An 18,585-nucleotide genomic window follows, 5' to 3' on the forward strand; every position below is an offset into this window, starting at 1 on the left:
CCTTCACTTCCCCACCCCCCCCCGCGCGGGGTTTTCCCAGCTTGCGCTGCACCCCCCCCCGCTTCGTCGTGCGGTCGGTCCTGCGTCACCACTTTCGCAATGTGGCAATCCGATCGGTCAACTGTTCGACGGTCGCGATTGCAGTCGGCGGTCCACCACACGTACGTCGCAATTCGCCGTGAATGACTCCGTGAGCCTTCCCGGTGCGGTGGTGGTGCATCGCCACCAGAGAGTTCAATTCGCGTCGCAGCTGGGCCAGCTGCGACGCTGCCGCCACCCGCTCGGCTGCCTGCGGCGGCGGATTGGGTGCTGCAGGCTCGGATGGGGTCTTGTCGAGTTGTTCCTGCTGCCGTTGTCGTAGCAGCGCCCGCATCTGCTCGGCGTCGAGCAGGCCCGGCAGACCGAGATAGTCTGCTTCCTCGTCGCTACCGGAGAACGTGGCCGATCCGAACGAGGAACCGTCGTAGATCACCTGGTCGAGTTCGGCGTCCGCACCGATCGAGGTGAAGGCTTTCTCGTCTTCGCCGGGCTCGTCCTTCTGTTTGTTCGCATCCGCAAGAAGCTCGTCGTCGAACCCTTCCTTCTCCCGATGCGGTTTGCCGAGAACGTGGTCGCGCTGTGCCTCCAATTGGCTGGCGAGGTCGAGGAGCACAGGCACCGACGGCAAGAACACACTCGCCGTTTCTCCCTTGCCCCGTGACCGCACGAAACGCCCGATCGCCTGCGCGAAGTACAACGGAGTGGACGCGCTCGTCGCGTAGACGCCCACCGCCAATCGCGGTACGTCGACGCCCTCGGACACCATGCGGACCGCCACCATCCACTTCTGGTCACTCGCGCCGAAGTCGGCGATACGCTTGGACGCGGTCGGATCGTCCGAAAGCACCACACACGGCTCTTCGCCGGTGACTGCCGTCAGAAGCTGTGCGTAAGCGCGAGCAACGGTCTGGTCCGTGGCGATGACCAGTCCACCGGCGTCGGGCATGCCGCCGCTGCGAAGTTGACCCAATCGGGTGTTGGCTGCGTGCAGCACGGCCGGTATCCATTCACCGGCGGGATCCAACGCGGTGCGCCACGCCCGGGCCGTCTGCTCCGCGTTCAGCGGCTCACCGAGACGAGCGGTGAACTCTTCGCCGGCGTTGTTCCGCCACCGCGCCTCACCCGAATAGGCCAAGAACACGACGGGGCGCACGACGCCGTCCGCAAGTGCGTCGGAGTAGCCGTACGAGTGGTCCGCCTTCGACCGCATGAGGCCTTCGCGGTCCGGCTCGTAAGTGACGAACGGAATGGCGCTGTCGTCGCTGCGGAACGGCGTTCCGGTCAGTGCGAGACGCCGGGTCGCTCCGTCGAAGGCCTCCCGGATGGCCTCACCCCAGCTCTTCGCATCACCACCGTGGTGAATCTCGTCCAGAATGACCAAGGTTCGGCGCGCCTCGGTACGAACTCGATGTTTGAAGGGATGCGCGGCGACCTGTGCGTAGGTCAACACCACACCTTGATAGTCGCTGGAGGTTTGCCCTGTGGAGTTCGAAAAGCGCGAATCGAGCGCGATACCCGAACTGGCCGCCGACTCCGCCCACTGATGCTTCAGGTGTTCGGTGGGAGCGACGACCGTGATCTGGTCGACAGTGCGGTCCCGAAGTAGCTCGGACGCCACTCGCAGCGCGAACGTGGTCTTACCGGCACCGGGTGTTGCAACCGCGAGAAAGTCCCGCGGGTTGCTGGCCAGGTACCTGGTGAGCGCCCGGCGCTGCCACGCACGCAGGGCGCGCCCCTGGGCCGGTGTAGCGATCGGTGTGATGTCTGCGGACGCTGTTTCAGCACTCACAAGCAGTCCTGCGCTGAGATGGCACTTGGTATTCGAGCTCCTCTGTACGTGAAGGTCAAGCGGGAAGCATATCGGTCCTCGCGGTCACGACACGCATCCGATCTTGGCAGACGAATTGCGACACGAGGACACCGGCGGTGGGCATCCGGGCGTGTCGTACGGAATGCTGGACTCCATCATGAGCGAAACGCCTGCGACGAATCCCGACAGTGGGACCGCTGTACGCAGATCCGCATGGCATCCGCTTCGGACCGCGCTGCGCGTCGTCGGCCGCACGGCTGGGAACGCCTGGGACGATTCGATCTTCGCCAAGGCGGCCACTGCCGCGTTCTGGCAGACGCTCTCACTGCCGCCACTCCTGCTCGGGTTGCTCGGAATGCTCGGTTACGTGGGTGGATGGTTCGGCCCCAACACGGTCGACATCATCCAGTCGAAGATCATCACGTTCAGTGGCAGCGTATTCAGCGACAGTGTTGTCGAACAGATCATCGCTCCCACCGTCGAGGATGTGCTCCTCCGTGGCCGACCTCAGATCGTGTCGCTCAGTTTCGTGCTGTCCCTGTGGGCGGGGTCGTCGGCGATCTCGACGTTCGTCGACTCCATTGTCGAGGCGCACGGCCAGCAGGATGCTCGCCATCCGGTGTGGCAGCGAGTGTTCGCCCTCTTGCTGTATGTGATGTTTCTCATCATGGCGGTGTTCACGTTGCCCCTCGTTGCACTCGGCCCCACCCTCATCGGCGAGGTGCTGCCGACGTCCTGGCACAACACCGGCGCCGAAGTGGTCGACACGTTCTACTACCCCGCCGTCGGGCTGCTTCTGATCGTGGGACTGACCACGCTCTACAAGGTGGCGCTCGCCAAATCGCTGCCGTGGCACCGGTTGCTCGGCGGCGCATTCGTGGCGGGTGCGTTCTTTCTCGGGGCCAGCTCCGTCCTGCGGTGGTACCTGACCTGGGTCACCCAGACCGGGTACACGTACGGGGCCATGGCCACCCCGATCGCATTCCTGCTCTTCACCTTCTCTCTTGGCTTCTCGATCGTGATAGGTGCCGAGTTCAACGCGACGGTGCAGGAATTCTGGCCTGCTCGTGCCACACGCATCGAGCAGATGCGCGAATGGATCGCAGCTCAGGCAGCGCTGGACGATTCGGCCGGTGGCCCGGTCACGACGATCACGCGACGACTGACGACGGGCCCGATCCGCACGAATGACGAACACGCCGAGCCGAAGGCGCCGACCACCACAACTACAAGCGCACGACCGCGGCAATGAGCGAACATGGCACGGGGAGCGGGGAGCGCGCCGGTCACTCGCCTTTGCGCAGCCCCTCGTAGACCTTCTTGCAGTCGGGGCATACCGGAGAACCCGGCTTCGCCGACTTGGTCACGGGAAACACTTCACCGCACAGCGCGACCACGTGGGTGCCCATGACCGCGCTCTCCGCGATCTTGTTCTTCTTCACGTAGTGGAAGACCTTGGGAGAATCGTCGTCGGCCGACTCGTCGGTGTTGACGTCGGGACGTTCTTTCGTTTGAGTACTCACACCTCGATAATGCCGTACCACCCCGGTGCGTGTCTTGCCGCACGTCGAACACCGTCGTGCCGTGGTTCCCACGCACCGATGTGCAATCGAGAGCTCACAGTGGAACAGTGGGGGCATGGCACGAAGTGCAGGATTCGGTGGCAGTCACGAGGCCGGGTCCCCCGAGAATCCGTTTGTCATCACCGAGGCCGCCGATTCGGTCGAGGCGCAGCACCGTGCCCGCGTTCGCAAATACATGATCATCATGTCGGTGCGCTTCCCTGCGCTCATTCTGTCGGCGATCGCTTACGGCCTCTGGAGCAACCCTTGGATCTCCATGGCAATCATCGGGATCTCGATTCCACTTCCCTGGATCGCCGTTCTCATCGCGAACGACCGCCCGCCGCGCACGAAGGACGAGCCGAGCCGGTACGACCATCGACCGAGTGACGCGCCCGCCATCGCTCCCTCGTCGGACAGAACGATCGAGCGTTGATCGCTGACATCGCATCGGTGCCGACACCTGCAACAATGCTTCGGTGATCACCCGTGAACCGCTGACCGCGATCTGCTCCTCGCTTCGGCAGGCGCTGACCCGAAACCGTTACGACACCGACACGCTGATCGAGGTGCTCGGCCCCGAGGTGCACTCCGCGCTCGGGCGAAACGAACCGGTTCCCGTGCGGCGCGCGAGCGCCTCGTGCGGCGAACTCGGAACCTTGATTCGCCTGTTCCTGCTCGTCGACACCTGTCCCGAGCGCGATGTCGCCGCAGCACTCGCGCCATTGCCGATCGACGATGCAGTGGCCGCCGGCCTACTCGAACGCGAGGATCTCGAGGGCGACGACATCGTGACTCCAGGGGTGCGAGCCGCCGTCGACTTGCGTCCGGTCGACACCGGCGCAGGCGTCCGCTGGTTCTTCTCCGACCTCGATGGCGGAATGCGGCCGCGGACGACCACACCGGAGCACGTGATCGGTGTGGGGCACGCCTCCCTGTCGCTCCTGCGGGCCACCCCCACCGACCCGGTGAAGACTCTGCTCGATGTGGGAACAGGCTGCGGCATACAAGCGATCCACGCCGACGCCTATGCCGAGCACGTCACCGCCACCGACATCAATCCGCGCGCCCTCGCCCTCACTGCGGCAACCCTCGAGCTCAACGACTTGGACATGGAATTGATGGAAGGTTCGTGGTTCGCTCCTGTCAAGGGCCGACAGTTCGACCGGGTGGTAGCGAATCCACCGTTCGTCGTCAGTGAGGCCAAGGTGGTCGATACCTACCGCGACTCGGGGTGCAACCTCGACGGCGCGAGCGAACTCATGGTGTCCCGGGTGGTCGACCATCTGGCGCCTGGCGGAACCGCGGTTCTGCTCGCGTCGTGGCTGCACGTCGAGAACGAAGATTGGCGGGCGCGCGTTGCGTCCTGGATTCCCGCGCACGGCGTCGACGCCTGGGTGCTGCAGCGTGACGTCGCGGATCCGACTCTGTACGTCGGCACCTGGATGCGGGACGGGGGTCTCGATCCCTGCGATCCTGCTTCGGCGCAACGCACCGAAGAATGGTTGACCCACCTCGAGGACGCGAACGTAGAAGGAATCGGATTCGGATTCGTGTACCTGCGCCGCACCGACTCGCCATCGGATTTGCTCGCCGAGGATCTCCGGCACGGCTTCGAGGACTCGCTGGGGTTCGAAGCACTCGCCTATTTCGATCGCGTCGCATGGCTACGCGACCACGATGTTCTCACGGCACGGTTTCGTGTCGACGAGCACACGGCACTCGAACGCGTCCATCTGCCAGGTGACGAGGGGTGGAAACAGGTGGTCGTGCGAGTACACCGCGGCAACGGCCCGTTGTGGCAACACGAGGTGGACGACCTCACCGCAGCGCTCCTCGCCGGGATGCGCGCCGACGGACTTCCTCTCGGTGAGCTCCTCGAGATTCTGGCCTACGCGCACGACGAAGACCCCGCAGCCATCGCCGAGGCAGCGGTACCGCTCGTCCATTCACTCGTGCGTCACGGGTTGGTGTCGCCGGCCGGCCTCGCAACCACCACACCGGTTCCATGATTCGCCCCTGAGAGCATCTTCTCAGCAACTTCTCAGGACCGAACCGGAAAACCAGCAGGTCAAAGCCGATGCCCGGTTGTCGCCTCGGGAACTTTTCGGGTGCCACGGTGCGTTGATCCTTATGAGACACCACCGATGAGGAGGCAAGTCATGACAAGCCCCAGCACCACTACTCGTGTTCGCCCCAGCGCCGCCGACATGGATGCGCAGAGCCCGGCAGCCGACCTGGTCCGCGTCTACCTGAACGGAATCGGTCGCACCGCGCTGCTCACCGCTGCGGAGGAAGTGGAACTGTCCAAGCGAATCGAGGCGGGGCTCTACGCCAAGCACGTGATGGCAACCGGTAAGCGACTCACCGCTGCCAAGAAGCGGGATCTCGCAACCATCATCCGGGAAGGCGAATCGGCACGCGCGCACCTCCTCGAGGCCAATCTTCGCCTCGTGGTCTCCCTCGCGAAGCGCTACACGGGACGCGGTATGCCGCTGCTCGACCTCATCCAGGAGGGAAATCTGGGGCTGATCCGCGCGATGGAGAAGTTCGACTACGCCAAGGGGTTCAAGTTCTCCACGTACGCGACCTGGTGGATCCGTCAGGCGATCACCCGCGGCATGGCCGACCAGAGCCGCACGATCCGACTGCCAGTACATCTCGTCGAGCAGGTGAACAAGCTCGCGCGCATAAAGCGTGAACTGCACCAGCAGCTCGGCCGAGAGGCAACCGATGACGAACTCGCAGAAGAGTCGGGCATCCCGGCGCACAAGATCTCCGACCTCCTCGACCACAGCCGCGACCCGGTGAGCCTGGACATGCCGGTCGGTAGTGACGAGGAAGCACCGCTCGGCGACTTCATCGAGGACTCGGAGGCGACGTCTGCGGAGAGCGCCGTCATTGCCGGTCTGCTGCACACCGATGTGCGCAGCGTCCTGTCGACCCTCGACGAGCGTGAACAGCAGGTGATCCGCCTCCGCTACGGCCTGGACGACGGCCAGCCGCGCACACTCGACCAGATCGGCAAGCTCTTCGGGTTGTCCCGTGAGCGTGTCCGCCAGATCGAGCGTGAAGTGATGGGCAAGCTGCGTCAGGGTGATCGGGCCGAACGTCTGCGGTCGTACGCCAGCTGATCTCCGGGTTCACCCGACACCACGTCCGCGGGCATGTTTCCTCCCCCTCTGGAAACATGCCCGCGGATTTCTCGTGGGTAGCGTCAACGCAAGCGTCGTGGACCCAGATCCACGACGCCCAACTCCGGACCGATCCGCACCCGCGCATCCGTGATCTGGGCTCCCGTCGCCGACGCGAGAACCGGTTCACAGGCGAGTTCGCGAACCTCGGGTAGGTCGTCGGCCAGAGCCGAAATTCTCTGAACCAGATCGATCAACGCAGGCTTGTCCACCGGAACCGAGTTGCGATAGCCGGACAACAGGGGTGCGGCTTTGGGCGCGTCGATCAACTCTGTCGCGGCATCTTCCGTCAACGGCAGCACGCGGTACGCCCGGTCGCCGAGCAGATCGGAGATCACACCGGCCAATCCGAACGAGATCAGCGAGCCGAACGACGGGTCGTCCTGCACACCGACGACACACCCGATCCCTTTCGCACCCATCTTCTGCACGTGCAGCAACGGCTCACCGGACGCAGCCGCGAGGTCGCGGTATGCGGCCTGCACCGAATGTGGACCTCCGAGATCGAGCCGCACTCCCCCCAGGTCGGGGCGGTGCCGCCACTGCTCCCCCGTGGCTTTCACCGCGACCGGGTAACCCAGCTGTCGGGCGGCCGCGACGGCCTCCTCCTCGGATGTCGCCGACCGAAACGGCAGAACCTCCACGCCGTAGCAGGCCAACAGGTCTGCGGTTTCGGCGTCCGAAAGCCATCGCCCTGCAGGACCGGGATCCTCGCCGAGCCATCCCGAGATCAGATCCTTCGCTCGATCGGTGTCGAGCGACTGTGGTCGCACGACCTTCGAGATCGGTCTGCGCTGCCACTGCGCATAGCGCCACGCACGTGCCAGTGCCATCGCGGCGCGCTCCGGGCCGGGATACGACGGCACCGACCCCCGAATCGGGCGTCCGCCGGGTCCGCGAACAGCCAGTGCATCGGGAACACCTTCTGCGGCGAGAAACGTCGAGAGCACCGGCTTGTCGCTACCGCGAACGGCCTCTTTCACAGCCGCCGCGTACGGTTCCACGGCCAGCGCAACCGGCGGCACGAAAACTGCGATCACGGCGTCGACATCGAAAGACTGCAACGCCGTCCGCACCCCGTTCGCGAACTCGGTGGGTCCGGCCTGCGGGCCGAGATCGACCGGCTCTCCGACCTGGAGGCCCTCGCTGCGCGCAGCATCTGCAGCCAATACCCCCAACGCGGTCGAGTTACCGACCACTGCCACTCGGGGGCCGCCAGGCAACGGCTGGTACGCGAACAGCAGCGCACAGTCGAACAACTGCGAGATGGAACCGACCTGTACTACGCCGGACTGCTCGAACAGCGCCCGCACGATCGAATCGTCCATCTCGGTGCCGGTCGCCAATGCCGGCGGCACCGCGTGACGGCCACTCTTCACCGCGACAACAGGTTTCGTTCGCGCCACCCTTCGAGCAATCCGCGAGAACTTGCGCGGATTGCCGAAGCTCTCGAGGTAGAGCAACACCACCTCCGTGGCAGGGTCCGAATCCCAGTACTGCAGTAAGTCGTTGCCGGAAACATCCGCCCGGTTGCCGGCCGAAACGAAAGCCGACAGGCCGATCCGGCTGCGTGCAGCCTCGTCCAGGATTGCGATGCCGAGCGCACCCGACTGGCAGAAGAAGCCGACGTTTCCCGCCGCCGGCAGCACGGGCGCCAGCGTGGCATTCAACGAGATCTCGGGGTCGTTGTTCGCGACTCCGAGCGCATTGGGTCCGATCAATCTCATGCCGTGCTTCCGGGCCGCGTGCACCAGCCGCCGCTCCGACGTTCGACCTTCCTCTCCCGTCTCGCTGAATCCCGCCGACACCACCACGAGCGCCTTGACCCCCTTGTCGAGGCAGTCGTCGAGCACAGCGTCGATCGCCTCGGCGGGAACCGCGACCACTGCGAGATCGACCTCGTCCGGGATATCTCGAACGGTTCGGTATGCGCGCACACCGCGGATGGACCGGCTCTCGGCGTTGACCGGGTAGACCGGACCGGTGAATCCGCCCCGCAACAGGTTCACGAGGACAGCACTTCCCACCTTCGACCGGTCACCGGATGCACCGATCACCGCCACCGAACGTGGGTTCAGAACGTTCTTCATGCTGCGCGTCTCCGCGGCGCGTTCGCGCGAATTGCGCACTGACACCAATGCTTCGGTCGGGTCGATGTCGAACTCGAGACGAACCACTCCACCGTCGTACGATCTGCTGACCTGGTACCCGGCCTCCCGGAACACCGTGACCATGTTCCGGTTCTCCGACAGCACCTCGGCGACGAACTTCGTCAGTCCGTTCTCGGCGGCAGCTCCTGCCAGATGCTCGAGCAGGATCGGACCCAATCCGCGACCCTGATGCGCGTCGGCGACCACGAACGCGACTTCTGCGGAGTTACCGTCTCCGACACCGAGAAGCCGCTCGTATCGCCCGACGGCGATGATCTCGTTGCCGAGAACGACGACGAACGCGACGCGATTGTGGTGATCCACCGTCGTGAAATTCCTGATGTCCTTCTGCGACATCGTCGGATACGGACCGAAGTACCGCAGGTATCGGGTGCGCTCGGACAGCTTGCCGTGGAACGCGACGAGCCGCTCTGCATCGTCCGGCATGATCGGCCGCAACGACACCGCACCACCGTCCGAGGCGAGGATGTCTGCCACCCATGCCCGCGGAAACGGATGCGGTCCGTCACCGATGCGCTCCTGCAGTTTGGAGATATCGATAGGTTCAGTCACGTGGGTCCTCCGGGTCCAGACCGAGCAACGGGAAGCACGCGCGTCGCGTCGCCATGATTGCGGAGTCGACACGGGTGAGTGCCCGGTCAGCCACCGGGACACCGGTTTCCGGCGCCCCACCGGGACCGTCCCAGTGTCTGTAGTCGACGTCGCCCCCTTCACCCATGGTAGTGGGCAATTCGACGCCGGGTACGACCGTGCGAGCCTTCTCCGCCCACTCTTCGGGTATCGACCGAGCGGGCTCGATCTCGCGGTCGAGGGCAGCGCCGATCAGATGCGTCCACGCCCTCGGAACGACCCGCGCCAGGCCGTATCCCCCGCCACCGACGGCCAACCAGCGACCTTCCGCATAACGATCGGCAAGATCGCGCATCGCCAGAAACGCCGAACGCTGACCGTCCACGGTGAGTGAAAGATCGGCCAGTGGATCTTCGCGATGACTGTCCACGCCGCACTGACTGATCACGATCTGAGGCCGGAAAGCCGCGACTGCTGCCGGTACGACTGCGTGGAATCCGCGCAGCCACAGGTTGTCCGCGGTGCCGGGCAGGAACGGAAGGTTCACCGCCGTCCCCTCCGCCGGACCCTCGCCGATCTCGGCGGCCCAGCCGCTGTTGGGCCACAATGTCGCCGGGTGCTGATGCAACGACACGGTCAACACTCGCGGATCATGGAGGAACGCGTGCTGCACCCCGTCTCCGTGGTGGGCGTCGACATCGATGTAGGCGATACGATCGAACCCGTTGTCCAACAGCCAGGAAATCGCGACAGCCACATCGTTGTACACGCAGAATCCCGACGCTCGGTCGGGCATGGCATGGTGCATTCCGCCGCCGATGCTCACAGCGCGCTTGGTTCTACCCGAAGCGATCTCCTGTGCGGCGGCCAGGGAACCTCCCGCAAGGATTGCGCTCGCCTCGTGCATTCTCTCGAACACCGGGTTGTCCTCGGAGCCGAGACCGTGAGGTGGGTCCACATTCGTGATCCCCGGTCGACCGGAGTGGCCGGCCCGCTTCACCGCGTCGATGTAGGCGGGCGTGTGAATGCGGAGAAGATCCGCGTCCGTCGCGGACGCGGGACGCAGGAGTTCCGTCCCGGACAGCAGACCCAGACTTTCGGCAAGTGCCATGGTGAGTTCGAGGCGACCGGGGTGCATTGGATGATCCGAACTCCAGCGATAACCGAGGTAATCGGGACTCCACACCACAACGTGATCGGGTCCGGGTCCGGCTGTTACATCGGCGGGTCGGGACGACGCGGTCATGCGCTCACGCTACTGGCCGAATCGATCCGGTGCGAGCAACACCACAGACGACCGCCGCTTCCGTCCCCGACCACACCATCGGCGTTCGACACTCGGCGCTGCCCGGGGGAACGGCCGGAACAGGCCTCGCCCGGTAGACTCGCCTACGACGAAGGGGTGTGAGTGTGAAGGATCTGGTCGACACCACGGAGATGTACCTCCGAACGATCTACGATCTCGAGGAAGAGGGCGTTGTGCCACTGCGGGCACGCATCGCCGAACGACTCGAGCAAAGCGGTCCCACTGTCAGCCAAACGGTGGCTCGCATGGAGCGCGACGGACTGCTGCTGGTGGCGGGCGACCGCCACCTCGAACTGACCGAGAAGGGTCGTGAACTGGCCGTATCGGTCATGCGTAAACACCGGTTGGCCGAACGCCTGCTGGTCGACGTCATCGGCCTCAAGTGGGAAGAAGTCCACGCCGAGGCATGCCGTTGGGAACACGTCATGAGTGAGGAGGTCGAACGCCGTCTCGTCGTCGTCCTCAACAATCCGACGACGTCGCCCTACGGCAATCCGATCCCCGGCCTCGATCAGCTCGGGCTCGAGCAGGGCGCCGCGCAGACCGAAACCCTGGTCCGCCTTACCGAGGTGCCTGCCGGAAAACCCACTGCGGTGGTGGTTCGACGGCTCGCCGAACATGTCCAGTCGGATCCGGAGATCATTTCGCAGCTTCGCGAAGCCGGCGTGGTCCCCGATGCTCGTGTCACGGTCGAGACTCGTCCTGGCACCGTCACGATCACCGTTCCAGGCCACGACGCGGTCGACCTCCCTGAGGAAATGGCGCACGCGGTGCAGGTCAAGCGGGTTCAGGGCTGATCGATGAAACTTCTGGTCACCGGCGGAGCCGGTTACGTGGGCAGCGTGTGCGCCACAGTGCTTCTGGAACGCGGCCACGAGGTCGTCGTCGTGGACGATTTGTCCACCGGCAATCTAGATGCGGTTCCTGCCGGTGCCCAGTTCGTCGAGGGCGATATCGCCGAACTTGCCGACTCTGTGCTCGGGACTCCGGAACGCTCCACCGGTTTCGACGGGGTACTCCACTTCGCCGCACAATCGCTCGTCGGCGAATCGGTCGAAAAACCGGAACAGTACTGGCAGGGCAATGTCGTGACCACGTTGCGGTTGCTCGAGGCCATCCGAAAGTCGGGGACGCCCCGATTGGTTTTCTCGTCCACTGCGGCAACGTACGGGGAGCCGGAGCGATCCCCGATCACCGAGGCGGACCCAACGCGCCCCACCAACCCTTACGGGGCAACGAAACTTGCGATCGACCATGCCATCACGTCGTACTCGGCTGCCCATTCGCTTGCCGCGACCAGCTTGCGCTACTTCAACGTCGCCGGCGCCTACAAGTCGGCCGGCGAGAACCGAGTGATCGAAACGCACCTCATCCCCCTCGTCCTCCAGGTCGCGCTGGGTCAGCGCGACAAGATCTCCGTCTTCGGAACCGATTGGCCGACAGCGGATGGAACGGCAATCCGGGACTACATTCATGTTCTCGATCTCGCCCATGCGCATCTGTTGGCGTTGGAGTCTTCGGCTCCAGGCCGCCATCGCATCTACAACCTAGGCAGCGGCGCCGGATTCAGTGTTCGCGAAGTCATTTCCGCGTGTGAACGAGTCACCGGACTCCCGATCGCCGTAGAGGACGCGCCGCGGCGTGCCGGCGACCCCGCAGTTCTGATCGCGTCGAGCGAACTCGCCATCGACGAATTGGGATGGGAGCCCAAGCACACCGACCTCGACGAGATCGTGGCCGACGCCTGGACCTACCTCCAGGCTCTCGGCGATCGCTCTCACGCTGCGCGGCGCTGATCCCGTACGGCCGACCACGGCTCACATGTCGGTAGGCGGAGGCAACCGGACGCCGAGTGTGCGGGCGCACCCGAATCCGACATCCGCCAGTTCACGCACGACGGTCGGCCGAACTCCCGACTGCAGTGCGACATCCAGCATTCGTGCCAGGTTGTGGTCGGGGTCGGAATCGAGCGCTGCACCCAGCGCAACGCCGGCCAGCGGCCCATCCCCGCGCACATAGGCGCTGAAACCCAGGAGCGATGCGGCGCCTGCTCGCTCGGGGTCGGGAAGCGTCCTGCACAGCAGCATCCACATGCGCTCCGCATCGTCGGCACTCTCACCCACTGCCAGAGCCAACAAGCAATCCCGCACAGTCATGTTGGCGAGGGCGAGTGCAAGCTGAGCGCACGTTTCCGGCTGCGGGTCATGCCCCGATGCGAGGTCGGCGATCTCGCCGAGAACGAATGTCAGTTCCCGGCGATGACCGCTGTGGGGATCGTTCCGCTCCGACGCAAGGTCTCGCGAACCCGTGATGTCGTCGTATTCCTGATCGATCAGGGCACCGATCCGATCGCTGTCCGCTGTGAGTTCCATCTCCACCAACCGCTCGAGTTCTCGACGCGAGCCACGGATCACCCGCCCTCCCAGAACTTGTGCGAGGGCAACGTGTGACGCTGCGGGATCGGACTGCCGCCCGCTTTCTCCGTCGGGCAACAGACTGAACCACTCGCTCCCTTCCGAAATCTGTGCAGTCAGATACGAATCGATCAGTTCCACCCCTTGACGATTCACCGCATCTTCCAGGTACTCGACGACATCGATCACGGACGACCGGTGCCGTTCGAACGGCTCCCGGCAACGGTCGTCGACGAACACGACAAGCATCCCGGATGCGCCATCCCGACCACACACGGTGGCGAACTGATCCACCGCCATCCGCATGATGTCCGAGATTCCGTGACTCTCACCGAGAATCAAGTCGTGTCGCATCACCGCGCCGAGGGTGGGCCTGGTCTCGCCCGAAATGCAGATCGCGACGATCGATCTGGTCGGTGTGAATCCCAGCAGTGCAGGTATGGCGGCGATCAGGTCGCCGGGTTCGGACAGCCGAACCGTCGTGTGTGCGATTCGACCGAAGGCGCTCGAGGAGTCGGACGTGGAGCCGTGGGGGGACGCTGAGGTTGTCATGCCGAGAACTGTGCCTGCTGCCGCCGCCCCGAAACCGTCAGAATTCCAGGTGAAGGACCGGACTGGGGAATGTGCCTGCGGCTGTGCAGAATCTGCGTCCACACCACGCTGACGACGATCGCATCCAGGGCAGGTGTCGGACCCATGAGCTAGCGTGACGAGCAGCCCCGCCGTCCCTCACCGATCAGAAGTTCTGCACCTTCTGAACAGCGGAAACGAACGTGGCATCCAGCGGGGCCAGGTGCGGCCGCGAGGGGCCGAACGACATCATGGTCGCCGCGACGCGCACATCGTCTACCGCGGCGACAAGTGTCGTCATCGATTGCACGACAGCATCTCTGCTTCCCGACCGAACCGTGCGACGAAGAGCAAGAGTGTCATCGGCATCGACCACAGGTGGCGGCAGCACCTGCGTTGTCACGGTCGATTCGGTACCGCTCGACTTCACGGTGAAGCTGCCACACTCCGTCGCTTGACCCTCGAGTTCGTCGACGGTGGCCTGCGACCTGGTCAGCTCGACGGTGATCGTTGTGCGAGTATCGTTGTCGGTCCCCACCGCCATAGCGGTGGTGACCGGCCCGTAATCCTGTTGGGGTGGAGTGCATCCCGACGGTTTCACAGCAGCGTTCGCAGGCACTCCGGTCAGATCCGGCGCAGCAACCGACACCGCCTGCGGCGGTAGTACGACTGCGTCGAAACCATCCGGGAACTCGGCCGGATCCAACAACAGTTTGGACAGATCTACGAGCTGTTCCGGGCGAGCGTGTCCATCGACGGTGGTCGAACACGAGGCAAGAGGAACTGTGAACAACCCTGCTGCCACACACACAGCGCCGAAGGACGTCCGCCGACTGTTCGCCACGTGCTCTCCTGTCGTACGCCATTCGAACCAGCGAGGATGGAACGCGGTCAGTGGCCGCGGTTAATCCACTCTTCCAGGTGCGGCGATTCAGCACCGATGCGGGTGGCGGGACCGTGTCCGGTATGGACGGTCGTGTCGCCGGGAAGCTCGAGCAGACGAGACCGGATGGACTCGATGATGGTGGGGAAATCGGAATACGAGCGGCCCGTCGCCCCAGGCCCCCCTTCGAAAAGGGTGTCGCCACTGAAGAGCTCACCGGCCTCCGGGAGATACAGGCAGACCGACCCCGGCGAGTGACCGGGCGTGTGAATCACCTGCACATCGGTACCGGCCACCGAGATCCGCTGTCCGTCCTCGAGACCGCGGTACGTCACGTCCGGGTGCGTCTTCCGCCACAGAACATCGTCTCCGGGGTGCAGAAACATCGGAGTGTCGAACGCCGCCGACAGTTCCGGGGCAACGGTGACGTGGTCGTCGTGGCCGTGGGTGCACACGAGCGCCCGGACCGAGCGACCGGCGACTGCGTCGACGATCGGAGCCGAGTGGTGGGCGGCATCGACGACGACGACCTCGTTGTCGTCACCGATGATCCAGACGTTGTTGTCCACATCCCACGTTCCGCCGTCGAGGCTGAATGTCCCGGAGGTGACAACTTGTTCGATCCGCAGCGTCACAGGACCACCACCGAACGCAAAACCTTGCCTTCACCCATCGTGGTGAACGCGGCTTCCACTTCGTCGAGTCCGATGCGCTCGGTGACGAATTTGTCGAGGGGCAAACGTCCTTGTTGGTAGAGGTCGACCAACATCGGGAAGTCACGTTCGGGCAGGCAATCGCCGTACCAGGACGACTTCAGTGACCCTCCGTGACTGAAGAAGTCGATGAGCGGCATGTCGAGAGTCATGTCCGGGGTGGGGACTCCCACCAGAACGACGGTCCCGGCGAGATCGCGGGCGTAAAATGCCTGCTTCCAGGTCTCGGGACGACCCACGGCGTCGATCACCACATCGGCACCGAAGCCGCCGGTGAGGTCACGCACCGCCTCGACCACATCGGCCTGTTTCGCGTCGATCGTGTGCGTGGCCCCCAGGTCCTTGGCCCACTCGAGCTTTCCGGGGTCCATGTCTATGCCGATGATCGTCGATGCCCCGGCGAGGCGAGCGCCGACGAGCGCCGCGTCGCCGACCCCACCGCAGCCGATAACGGCCACCGAGTCGCCACGGCCGACATTTCCGGTGTTCATCGCGGCGCCGAGTCCCGCCATCACACCGCAGCCGAGGAGCCCGACGACAGCGGGATCGGCGTCCGCCGACACCTTCGTGCATTGCCCTTGGTGCACGAGTGTCTTCTCGGCGAAAGCGCCGATACCGAGAGCGGGGGTGAGTTCGGTGCCGTCGGACAGTGTCATCTTCTGGCTCGCATTGAAAGTGTCGAAACAGTATTGGGGCCGGCCACGTCTGCAGGCACGGCAGCTTCCGCAGACGGCGCGCCAGTTGAGCACCACGAAGTCGCCCACCGCGACGTGATCCACGTCCGGGCCGACCTGTTCGACGATGCCGGCGGCTTCGTGGCCCAGCAGGAACGGGAATTCGTCGTTGATCCCGCCTTCTCGGTAGTGCAAGTCGGTGTGACAAACGCCGCATGCCGCTATGTCGACGACCACTTCACCTGGTCCGGGGTCAGGAATGGTGACGGTCTCGATGGTGACGGGCGCACCTTTCGATTTCGCTACCACTGCACGAACGTCCTGCGACATGCTTACCTCCGCCGTTTTGGTTCTTCCGTCCTGCGAACTCACCACCGAACACGCAGTCGACGCACTGTTCGCCAGGATCCCACATTGCCACACCCTGCCCGTACATCTCGCTCTGAGCGAACAGTGAAAACCCGCATCCCGGGGAATCAGCGCGGGTCTCCGACGTGTTGAACACCGAAATGGCCGGCCGTGTGGTCGGCGGTCCCGGGACCGAACTTTCGGTCCGGCAGGGGTGTAAGGAACACTGGACAGCAGACACGGACAGATAGGGGCCTGCGATGACCGAGCAGTCGAAGATGTACGAGCTGGAGTTTCCGGCACCGCAGCTGGCATCCGCCGATGGCCTCGGCCCCGTGTTGGTTCACGGCCTCGAAGGGTTCTCCGACGCGGGGCACGCTGTCCGTCTCGCCACGCAGCACCTGCGCGACAGCCTCGAGTCCGAACTAGTCGCATCGTTCGCAATCGACGAGTTGATCGACTATCGGTCACGTCGCCCGACCATGACATTCAAGGCCGATCATTTCTCGGACTACGCGCAGCCGGAATTGAACCTGTATGCGGTGAAGGACACGAACGGCACACCGTTCCTGCTCCTCGCCGGTCTCGAACCCGATCTGCGGTGGGAACGGTTCACGACAGCGGTGCGACTGCTGGCCGAACAGCTCGACGTTCGTCGCACCATCGGGCTGAGCGCCATTCCGATGGCCGTCCCCCACACACGTCCCCTCGGCCTCACCGCTCACTCGACCAACAAGGATCTGATCCCTGAGGAGCATCGCTGGACGGGTGAACTTCAGATTCCGGGCAGTGCGTCGTCACTGATCGAACTGCGGATGGCGCAGCACGGCCACGAATCGATCGGATACTCGGTTCACGTGCCGCACTACTTGGCACAGACGGACTTCCCTTCGGCCGCGCAGACCCTCCTCGAGAACGTTGCCGAAATTGCTGATCTGGAACTACCGCTCACAGCGCTCGGTGAGGCCGCGGCGCGCGTGCGCGAGCAGATCGACGAGCACATCGCAGGAAACGAAGAGGTCGAAACCGTCGTTCAGGCACTCGAACGCCAGTACGATGCATTTGTCACCGCACAAGAACAGAAGTCCACACTTCTGGCTCGGGAGGAGGACCTTCCCAGCGGAGACGAACTCGGTGCCGAGTTCGAACGCTTCCTCGCGCAGCAGACGCGCGGTGACGACGCCAACGGCGAGCTCTGATCGACCCGCCCCGGATCCAACACGCAGGAAGTACGCCCCACAGCGGGCACAGGAGTCGCGATGACCACGACCCGCTTTCGTCAACTCCGACCTGTACCGGACGCCGAAGTGCGACTGGCGTTTCGCACGATCCATGGGTATCGGCGCGCCTTCCGTATCGTCGGCCAAGGTCCGGTGATTCTGTTACTGCACGGGATCGGTGACAATTCCTCGACGTGGTCGGACGTCATTCCGCACCTCGCGAAGAACCACACGGTCATCGCGCCGGACCTGCTCGGACATGGTCGTTCGGACAAGCCGCGGGCCGACTATTCGGTCGCGGCGTACGCCAACGGAATGCGCGACCTGTTGGTCACCCTGGGAATCGATCGCGCCACCATCGTCGGGCACTCACTGGGTGGCGGGGTCGCAATGCAGTTCGCGTACCAATTCCCACAGATGGTCGAGCGCCTGGTTCTCGTGTCTGCGGGCGGAATCACCAGAGACGTTCATCCCTTGCTGCGGTTGGCGTCGGTTCCGATCGTCAAGGAGGCGTTCGAGTTGCTCCGGATACCAGGGGCGATGCCGAGCATCCGCTTCGCGGGCACGCTACTGAGCCGATTGAGCGGCGCTCCCCTGCATCCGAGCAAGCTCCTGCACGACACCCCTGACCTGGTTCGAATCCTGGCGGAGCTTTCCGAGCCCAGTGCGCATGCCGCCTACCTGCGAACACTACGCGCCGTGGTCGATTGGCGTGGTCAGGTCGTGACCATGCTCGATCGCTGTTATCTCACCGAGAATCTGCCGGTGCAGCTCGTGTGGGGTGACAAGGATGTGGTGATACCGGTCGCCCATGCACATTTGGCGCATGCTGCCATGCCGACGTCACGGATCGACATCTTCCACGGTTCGGGTCACTTCCCCTTCCGCGACGAACCCATGCGGTTCCTCGAGGTGCTCGAAGAGTTCATCGATACCACGGAGCCGCTCGTCTTCGACGAGAAGCGTTGGCGACAGATACTCCTCGGGGGTGTGGGCGAATCCGCCATCGGCGGCAGCGCCGGCACCCGCATGGCCGTCCTCGATGCGATGGGTGCGGACGAGCGCAGCGCCACCTGATTCGCCCGCATGCTGTGCCCGATAGCCTGTATTG

17 protein-coding genes are annotated in these 18,585 nt (G+C 64.3%); 8 read left to right on the forward strand and 9 right to left on the reverse strand.

The window, feature by feature from the left end; all coding sequences use genetic code 11:
• Positions 1-85 precede the first annotated feature (85 nt).
• On the reverse strand, positions 86-1,828 hold the full coding sequence (locus ACZI8Q_RS01800; protein ID WP_463371797.1) for a DEAD/DEAH box helicase: 1,743 nt from the start codon (positions 1,826-1,828) through the stop codon (positions 86-88).
• A 178-nt stretch (positions 1,829-2,006) separates the two neighbouring features.
• Between ACZI8Q_RS01800 and ACZI8Q_RS01805 the strand changes: the two genes are divergently transcribed.
• Complete coding sequence (locus ACZI8Q_RS01805) at positions 2,007-3,101, forward strand: YihY/virulence factor BrkB family protein (protein ID WP_463371924.1); 1,095 nt, start codon at positions 2,007-2,009, stop codon at positions 3,099-3,101.
• Between the two features lie 34 nt (positions 3,102-3,135).
• On the opposite strand, the gene ACZI8Q_RS01810 is transcribed toward ACZI8Q_RS01805, so the two are convergent.
• On the reverse strand, positions 3,136-3,372 hold the full coding sequence (locus ACZI8Q_RS01810) for a DUF3039 domain-containing protein (protein ID WP_463371798.1): 237 nt from the start codon (positions 3,370-3,372) through the stop codon (positions 3,136-3,138).
• Positions 3,373-3,487: 115 nt separating this feature from the next.
• Between ACZI8Q_RS01810 and ACZI8Q_RS01815 the strand changes: the two genes are divergently transcribed.
• The 3 genes from ACZI8Q_RS01815 (at position 3,488) to ACZI8Q_RS01825 (ending at position 6,545) form a co-directional block, all read left to right on the forward strand.
• Positions 3,488-3,847, forward strand: coding sequence for a DUF3099 domain-containing protein (locus tag ACZI8Q_RS01815; protein ID WP_463371799.1), 360 nt, complete (start codon positions 3,488-3,490; stop codon positions 3,845-3,847).
• Between the two features lie 46 nt (positions 3,848-3,893).
• Complete coding sequence (locus ACZI8Q_RS01820) at positions 3,894-5,423, forward strand: DUF7782 domain-containing protein (RefSeq protein ID WP_463371925.1); 1,530 nt, start codon at positions 3,894-3,896, stop codon at positions 5,421-5,423.
• Between the two features lie 150 nt (positions 5,424-5,573).
• Positions 5,574-6,545, forward strand: coding sequence for a sigma-70 family RNA polymerase sigma factor (locus ACZI8Q_RS01825; RefSeq protein ID WP_463371800.1), 972 nt, complete (start codon positions 5,574-5,576; stop codon positions 6,543-6,545).
• Between the two features lie 83 nt (positions 6,546-6,628).
• Here the strand turns inward: ACZI8Q_RS01825 and ACZI8Q_RS01830 are convergent, their stop codons facing one another.
• On the reverse strand, positions 6,629-9,316 hold the full coding sequence (locus ACZI8Q_RS01830; protein ID WP_463371926.1) for a bifunctional acetate--CoA ligase family protein/GNAT family N-acetyltransferase: 2,688 nt from the start codon (positions 9,314-9,316) through the stop codon (positions 6,629-6,631).
• Positions 9,317-9,320: 4 nt separating this feature from the next.
• The gene (locus ACZI8Q_RS01835) at positions 9,321-10,592 is read right to left on the reverse strand and encodes an acetoin utilization protein AcuC (RefSeq protein ID WP_463371801.1); all 1,272 of its coding nucleotides are present in this window, start codon (positions 10,590-10,592) and stop codon (positions 9,321-9,323) included.
• A 164-nt stretch (positions 10,593-10,756) separates the two neighbouring features.
• Here ACZI8Q_RS01835 and ACZI8Q_RS01840 point away from each other — a divergent pair, with 164 nt between their 5' ends.
• Positions 10,757-11,449 (forward strand): metal-dependent transcriptional regulator, encoded by a 693-nt coding sequence (locus ACZI8Q_RS01840; protein ID WP_463371927.1) that lies wholly within the window; start codon positions 10,757-10,759, stop codon positions 11,447-11,449.
• Between the two features lie 3 nt (positions 11,450-11,452).
• Entirely contained in the window at positions 11,453-12,448 is a 996-nt protein-coding gene (galE, locus tag ACZI8Q_RS01845) for a UDP-glucose 4-epimerase GalE (protein ID WP_463371802.1), read from the forward strand.
• A 21-nt stretch (positions 12,449-12,469) separates the two neighbouring features.
• Here the strand turns inward: galE and ACZI8Q_RS01850 are convergent, their stop codons facing one another.
• Genes ACZI8Q_RS01850 through ACZI8Q_RS01870 form a run of 5 tightly spaced genes read right to left on the reverse strand, consistent with a single transcriptional unit; the run spans position 12,470 to position 16,236 of the window.
• Positions 12,470-13,618, reverse strand: a complete 1,149-nt coding sequence (locus tag ACZI8Q_RS01850; RefSeq protein WP_463371803.1) for a DUF4192 domain-containing protein — start codon at positions 13,616-13,618, stop codon at positions 12,470-12,472.
• The gene (locus ACZI8Q_RS01855; protein ID WP_463371804.1) at positions 13,615-13,764 is read right to left on the reverse strand and encodes a hypothetical protein; all 150 of its coding nucleotides are present in this window, start codon (positions 13,762-13,764) and stop codon (positions 13,615-13,617) included. The genes ACZI8Q_RS01850 and ACZI8Q_RS01855 overlap by 4 nt, the downstream gene beginning before the upstream one ends.
• 38 nt (positions 13,765-13,802) lie before the next feature.
• On the reverse strand, positions 13,803-14,480 hold the full coding sequence (locus ACZI8Q_RS01860; RefSeq protein ID WP_463371805.1) for a sensor domain-containing protein: 678 nt from the start codon (positions 14,478-14,480) through the stop codon (positions 13,803-13,805).
• Between the two features lie 47 nt (positions 14,481-14,527).
• The gene (locus ACZI8Q_RS01865) at positions 14,528-15,154 is read right to left on the reverse strand and encodes an MBL fold metallo-hydrolase (RefSeq protein ID WP_463371806.1); all 627 of its coding nucleotides are present in this window, start codon (positions 15,152-15,154) and stop codon (positions 14,528-14,530) included.
• Positions 15,151-16,236: an S-(hydroxymethyl)mycothiol dehydrogenase gene (locus ACZI8Q_RS01870; RefSeq protein ID WP_463371807.1), complete on the reverse strand. Its 1,086-nt coding sequence runs from the start codon at positions 16,234-16,236 to the stop codon at positions 15,151-15,153. Before ACZI8Q_RS01870 ends, ACZI8Q_RS01865 begins: the two co-directional genes overlap by 4 nt.
• 278 nt (positions 16,237-16,514) lie before the next feature.
• On the opposite strand from ACZI8Q_RS01870, the gene ACZI8Q_RS01875 reads away from it, so the two are divergent.
• A complete protein-coding gene (locus ACZI8Q_RS01875; protein ID WP_463371808.1) occupies positions 16,515-17,453 on the forward strand; it encodes a proteasome assembly chaperone family protein in 939 nt (312 codons plus the stop codon).
• Positions 17,454-17,513: 60 nt separating this feature from the next.
• Complete coding sequence (locus tag ACZI8Q_RS01880; RefSeq protein WP_463371809.1) at positions 17,514-18,551, forward strand: alpha/beta fold hydrolase; 1,038 nt, start codon at positions 17,514-17,516, stop codon at positions 18,549-18,551.
• The last annotated feature ends 34 nt before the right edge of the window (positions 18,552-18,585 follow it).

The sequence above is a fragment of the Rhodococcus quanlei genome, from assembly GCF_055231015.1.